Source organism: Adlercreutzia sp. ZJ141, assembly GCF_011038965.1.
Lineage (GTDB): Bacteria > Actinomycetota > Coriobacteriia > Coriobacteriales > Eggerthellaceae > ZJ141.
The window spans coordinates 157,072-163,071 of record NZ_JAAKEB010000005.1 but is presented as its reverse complement, the minus strand read 5'-3'; the positions used below and the strand labels follow the sequence as shown (position 1 = coordinate 163,071).

Genomic DNA, 6,000 nt, shown 5'->3' with positions numbered 1-6,000 from the left:
CTATCTGTTTTTCTCTGACTACTACGAACAAGTACATGTATGTTAATGGAACCGCCGTGTACCGAACGGTACGCACGGTGGTGTGAGAGGACGGGATGTCAACTAATGGCATCCCTCCTACTCGATTACCACATAGTGTGTGTTTGAGCAATCATATTGCTACCGGTTTCTACCGTGTACGAAGCAAGGGAAACCAAAGAAAGAGGTGTACAAAGATGGAACTCGAAGACAGAATCGTTAAACGCCTACCAGGTCTTTTGCGAGCAGTTGAAGCCATGGGTCTGCAAGATGTTACGTGTGAGTACAGCATCGATCAGATAGATGATGCGATACGTGAGTATGAAAGCTACGGTTCCGAAGAAGACGATGAGTTAGAAGACTTCAGCGCGGCACCTAACCTTGAGTTTGCACTTCGCCGTCAACAGGTGCAAACCGGCGATGAAATAGAAACGCTCATGTTTGAAGAGGATGACTACAAAGCGGCCTTAGGCTTTGGGGATGTGTCCGTTGACTTCGATTTTGCCCCTTTAGTTCTTCGCATACTGGCAAAGGCATATGTGAAAGCCGCTACCGATACAAAGGTGAAAGAGGGTACCGTACTTCACCTAACAGACATTCCGGATTTCTATGTTGATACCTATGAAGATTGCTATTATGCGGCAGCACTTCTTTCAAACCTCGGCCTTGCCGCCGACTCTTCCGCTCCCGACGGAACCTATCTTGACGTAACGCTCTCAGGTGTCGGTGCCGCAGTTTTGCAAAAGGCTGCCGAGTAACGGTTACCCAGCGGTTGCGTTTTTTGGTTGGTTCGAGCACTCGCGTCGCCAGTTTCGCAGGGAAAACCCTGAAAATAAGGATTATCATCAATTCTTCTTTGAGCGAGATCCCCTTGTAAGTTTGCGTGATTCGCAGGATATTGCTGATTTGTATTGCGTAAAGTAACGAAATTGGTTACTTTAATGAATGTGAATCGATTTAACGGTGTGTATCACCCATCATTGGAGTAATCACCGAGCTGATTCACCACTGCGGTAAAGAGCGCTTGCACTTGGAAAACTCCTGCTTGAGCGGTAACATCTTCCTTCAGCAGATTATGAGTTGTAGATGATAAATTCTGCCACGTCGACCGGAAAGGAGCAATCCTGCTCATAAGGCCTATCACCCATAGACACAGCGAAAGCGCCCGAGGGAGGTACAATGCATACCGTTCGAGCGCTTTAGCACTTTCAGTTTAACAGGTTTCTACTTGATTGCAATGACTTTTCCGTGTCTGTTGACCAGAATCAATCTTCTCAAAGATTTCAGCTCAAGAGCCCATTTTCGCAGCTCTCTTTCTATGGCTGTATCGGGAATCCCCTTCATTCTTCTGGAGTCAAAGATCACGTTCGGCGACTGCTTGAGAGCTCGACGCAGGTTACGTTCGACCATCTTGAGCTTACATGACTCAGGTGCCTTCATCTCCCATTCGTCACCGTCGATGATTACGTCGGCAGACGTGACATGCCGTTCCTTACTGCATCTGATGAACTTCACGGTGAGGCCCGATCGTGCGAGCGCGTGGGCGGTCTCCATCTCGTGAGGCCATACGTTAGTGTCAGACGGAATGATTATCTTCCCTGTTCGGCTTTGCATGACGCACTTCCATCCTGTCCGCATGCGGCAGCTGATGTCGTGCGGGTGGTTCTGATTGCTTTTTTTGGAGATGTGCTGAGGTGGCTGATTCGCAATGTTTGAGACATTGTTTTACCACGCAAAGCTCTTCTAATCAACAACCAGAAGGAAAAGTATCGCCTTTTGTGATTCATTCATATGATCCTAAGAAGCGGATACCGGGACATCGTTGAATACCCGGGAATTTTATGGACTACGAAAGAAGGGTCTTGGCTCACGGGGCGGGGTCGGCGGAAGCCAAACATCTCATTAACATCCGAATGAAAACAAAGGAGAAAAATGAATAGGGTTCTCGTAACCGGTGCAGCCGGGTTCATTGGTGCGTTTTTGTGTAAACGTCTGCTTAAAGAGGGCAGGTGTGAGGTTGTGGGGTTTGACAACGTGAACTCCTACTACGATCCTGGAATCAAGCTTGACAGGCTGCGGATGCTTGCCCTTGCGGCAGGCGGCAGTGCAGACGATGCGTGTGTGGATGGGTTTTCGGTAGGAAGCTTCTCCTTTGTGCGGGGTGACCTTGCTGATGAGACCACGTTCGAGGCGCTGTTCGGGGAGCGCAGCTTCGATGTGGTAGTGAACTTGGCTGCTCAGGCAGGCGTGCGCTATTCCATCGAAAATCCGCGTGCCTATGTGGATTCCAACCTGGTCGGGTTCTTCAACATTCTTGAAGCGTGCCGGCATCACCCCGTTAGGCACCTGGTGTATGCCAGCTCAAGCTCGGTCTATGGCGGAAACGAGAAAGTCCCCTTTTCCGAGGATGACCGAGTGGATGAGCCTGTGTCGCTGTATGCGGCCACCAAGAAGTCAAACGAGTTGATGGCTCATGCCTACTCCAAGCTCTACTCAATTCCTACCACAGGACTTCGCTTCTTTACGGTGTATGGTCCCATGGGGCGTCCCGATATGGCCTATTTTGGGTTTACCAACAAGCTCGTGCGTGGCGAGAAGATAAAGATCTTCAACATGGGAGACTGTAAACGCGACTTCACCTACGTCGATGACATTGTGGAAGGTGTGGTGCGCGTGATGGATGCTCCGCCTACGGTAAAGGCAGGAGCTGACGGGCTACTGCGTGCGGCGCACCGCGTGTATAACATCGGCAACTCACACCCTGAGAACTTACTTGATTTTGTGGATACGCTGCAACGCGTGCTCGTTGAAGAAGGCGTGTTGCCGAAAGACTATGACTTTGCGGCACACCGTGAGCTTGTTGCCATGCAACCAGGCGACGTACCTGTTACCTATGCGGACACTTCTGCGCTTGAACGCGATCTGGGTTTTCGCCCCTCAACCAAGCTCGAAGATGGCTTGCGCTCGTTTGCTCGCTGGTACAAGGGCTACTACGGGCTGTAAGGTTCGTACTTGATGGGCCACTGAGTGAGGTGACCCTTATTTATGCACGTTGAAAACCGAAGAGAGAGGACTGATTCGACCATGAGAATCGCAGTAGCGGGTACCGGTTATGTGGGATTGTCGTTAGCGGTGTTACTCGCACAGCACAACCAAGTGGATGCTGTAGATGTAGTTCCAGAAAAAGTAGAGGCGCTTGCGCGATGGGAAAGCCCTATTGCCGATGTTGAGATCGAACGCTTCTTAGGCGAAGCGGCGCGCGGTGAGCGTACACTCAACTTACATCCCACACTCGATGGGCGCGCGGCTTATGCGGCGGCTGATATAGTAGTTATCGCTACACCTACCAACTACGACCCTGATCGCAACTTCTTCGACACGCGCTACGTGGAACAAGTAATCGAGCTCGTACTTGAAGTAAACCCTGCTGCTGTTATGGTAGTAAAGTCCACGGTGCCTGTAGGCTACACACGCACACTCTGCGAGCGCTACCCTAAAGGGCGATTCCTGTTCTCTCCAGAATTTCTGCGTGAGGGTCATGCGCTTTATGATAACTTGCATCCTTCGCGCATTATCGTGGGGGTGCCAAGTGAATCTGCCTTTGCGGATGAGCTCGAAGAAGCCGCGTACAAGTTCGCTGCACTTCTGGCTGAAGGTGCAGCTGAGCCGGCCAAAGACATCCCGACCCTTATCATGCGCGCAACCGAGGCTGAAGCAGTAAAGCTTTTCGCCAACACCTATCTGGCGCTTCGCGTGTCCTACTTCAACGAGCTTGACACCTACGCGAGCGTGCGCGGGCTTGATGCTGGGCAGATTATTGAAGGCGTGGGGTATGACCCCCGTATCGGTGACCACTACAACAACCCTTCGTTTGGCTACGGTGGCTACTGTTTGCCGAAAGATGCCAAGCAGTTGCTCGCTAACTATAAGGACGTGCCCCAAAACCTTATTGAAGCTATCGTAAACTCCAACCGTACTCGCAAAGACTACGTGGCCGAAGAAGTGGTAAGCCGCGTTTGGAAACTCGTATATGAAGGTGTCGAGCGTCCTGTTGTGGGAGTCTACCGTCTTGTTATGAAGTCAGGTTCTGACAACTTCCGAGCAAGTTCTATCCAAGGTATTATGAAGCGCGTGAAAGCCAAAGGAATACCGGTGGTAGTCTACGAGCCGACACTCGATGCCCCCGAATTTTTCGGCTCTGAAGTTACTCACGACCTGACCGCGTTCAAGCGCCGCTGCAACATTATTGTGGCTAACCGCTGGTCAGATGAACTGTCCGATGTGGCCGATAAGGTATACACGCGCGACTTGTTCCGGCGGGATTAGGGGCATACGTCATTTCTCCGAGGGCCTTAGTGTGCTGTGCCAAGCTGTGCTGCTGATTGTGAAGAGCTTTTCGCTCGATTACGATTCTAATGACAAAAAATCACGCTTGCGGGAAAAAATGTCATTAGGAGGGGCGGCATGAGAATTGAGCGGGATAAGTACGTGCACGATTTGGAGCTGCGCATGGGCATGGGTAAGGGTATGACAATCAACCCCGCAATCAACCTTCCTCGAAAATGAAGCGCGAAATTCCTCGAAAATGAAGTACACTAATCCTCGAAAATGAAGTGTACAATAAAGGAGGCCAGGTCATGGTGTTCTACGGGAAACAGATCACCTACGGATCTGATAAGCCGGAAGGCTACGCCCCTAGACTCATAGACGCGCGGATTGAGAGGCTGCTGGGGTTGTTTGGCGCTGTCGAGGTGCGCGGAACTAAGTGGTGTGGTAAATCCTGGAGTTCCTTCGCCTTTGGTGAGAGTTCAATTTTTTTGGACAACGAGAACGTGCGTACCCTCGTTAAGGCGGATCCTCGGCTGGCGTTGCGCGGGCAGAGTCCGCACGTGATCGATGAGTGGCAGGAGGTGCCTGCCGTGTGGGACGCCGCGCGCAGAGCGATCGACAGCTCGGGCGGCAGCAAGGGACTTTACATTCTCACTGGCTCTTCAACACCCGAAAAGGACAAGGTGTCGCATAGTGGAGCCGGGCGCATCGCTCGTATCGACATGAGCACGATGACGCTTCTCGAGCGCGGAATTGCTCGGGGCGGTGTGTCGCTTTCGGGCCTGTTTGCCGGCAACTTCGAGTCGGGCCTTGCGCAAGAATTTGGTCTTGCACAGATTGCAGATGCCATCTGTGTTGGAGGGTGGCCAGCGCTGGTCGGAGCAACACCGCAAGATGCTGCCGAGGTTGTGAGTCAGTACCTTGGCGCGCTTTTCGACGTGAGTGTGCCAAAAAAAGGCGGTGTGCCCCAAACCGCGCGCAGGTTGGCGCTGTCGCTTGCGCGGAACGTGGCGACGTCGGCCACGCTCGACACTCTGGCTGCGGACGCCGATCTAGGAGAGGACAATGTCGACCTGGCGCGCTCCACGGTCAGGCGCTACCTCGACATGTTCGAGGACCTCTTTTTCATTGAAGAGCTTCCTGGGTGGGATGCTCCCGTGCGCTCAAAATCGCGCTTGCGTACGAAATCCAAACGCTACTTCGCCGACCCCTCCATCGCTGCGTCGCTGTTGGGGATGGGGCCTGAAAGACTGTTGTCGGACTCCCAAACGTTCGGCTTACTCTTCGAATCTCTGTGTGTTCACGAGCTACGCGTATTCGCGTCCCTGCTGCCAGGTAGTCATGCGGGTTCGTTGCGCTACTACGGGGATGCTGATGGTTTGGAAGCCGACATCGTCTTCGATCTGAACGATGGCCGCTGGGCGGCTATCGAGGTGAAGCTTGGGGAAGACAAGGTTCCCAGGGGTATTGCTAATCTACAGCGACTTGCAGGAAAAATCGCTGCCAACCCAGCGGCGCGCAACCCCGAACCAGAGTTCATGATGGTACTCACGGCCGCGTCGCCGTTCTGGCGGCGAGATGAAGAAAGCGGCGTGTATGTTGTGCCTCTGACTGCGCTGGAACCCTAACGTCGGCATGGGGTGCCATCGTCTA

5 protein-coding genes are annotated in these 6,000 nt (G+C 52.6%); 4 read left to right on the top strand and 1 reads right to left on the bottom strand.

Features of this window, described 5'->3' with window-relative positions; all coding sequences use genetic code 11:
* The first annotated feature begins 215 nt into the window (after window positions 1-215).
* Window positions 216-776: a hypothetical protein gene (locus tag G7Y44_RS03715; RefSeq protein ID WP_165247670.1), complete on the top strand. Its 561-nt coding sequence runs from the start codon at window positions 216-218 to the stop codon at window positions 774-776.
* A 466-nt stretch (window positions 777-1,242) separates the two neighbouring features.
* Here G7Y44_RS03715 and G7Y44_RS03710 read toward each other — a convergent pair whose 3' ends face one another.
* Window positions 1,243-1,632, bottom strand: coding sequence for a hypothetical protein (locus tag G7Y44_RS03710; protein ID WP_165043810.1), 390 nt, complete (start codon window positions 1,630-1,632; stop codon window positions 1,243-1,245).
* Window positions 1,633-1,950: 318 nt separating this feature from the next.
* Here G7Y44_RS03710 and G7Y44_RS03705 point away from each other — a divergent pair, with 318 nt between their 5' ends.
* From G7Y44_RS03705 to G7Y44_RS03695, 3 genes are all read left to right on the top strand, one after another.
* Window positions 1,951-3,021 carry an NAD-dependent epimerase/dehydratase family protein gene (locus tag G7Y44_RS03705; RefSeq protein WP_165247668.1) on the top strand — a complete coding sequence of 357 codons (1,071 nt, stop codon included), beginning with the start codon at window positions 1,951-1,953 and terminating at the stop codon, window positions 3,019-3,021.
* A gap of 81 nt (window positions 3,022-3,102) precedes the next feature.
* Window positions 3,103-4,344 (top strand): nucleotide sugar dehydrogenase, encoded by a 1,242-nt coding sequence (locus G7Y44_RS03700; RefSeq protein WP_165247666.1) that lies wholly within the window; start codon window positions 3,103-3,105, stop codon window positions 4,342-4,344.
* A gap of 311 nt (window positions 4,345-4,655) precedes the next feature.
* On the top strand, window positions 4,656-5,975 hold the full coding sequence (locus tag G7Y44_RS03695; RefSeq protein WP_165247664.1) for an ATP-binding protein: 1,320 nt from the start codon (window positions 4,656-4,658) through the stop codon (window positions 5,973-5,975).
* Window positions 5,976-6,000: the final 25 nt, after the last annotated feature.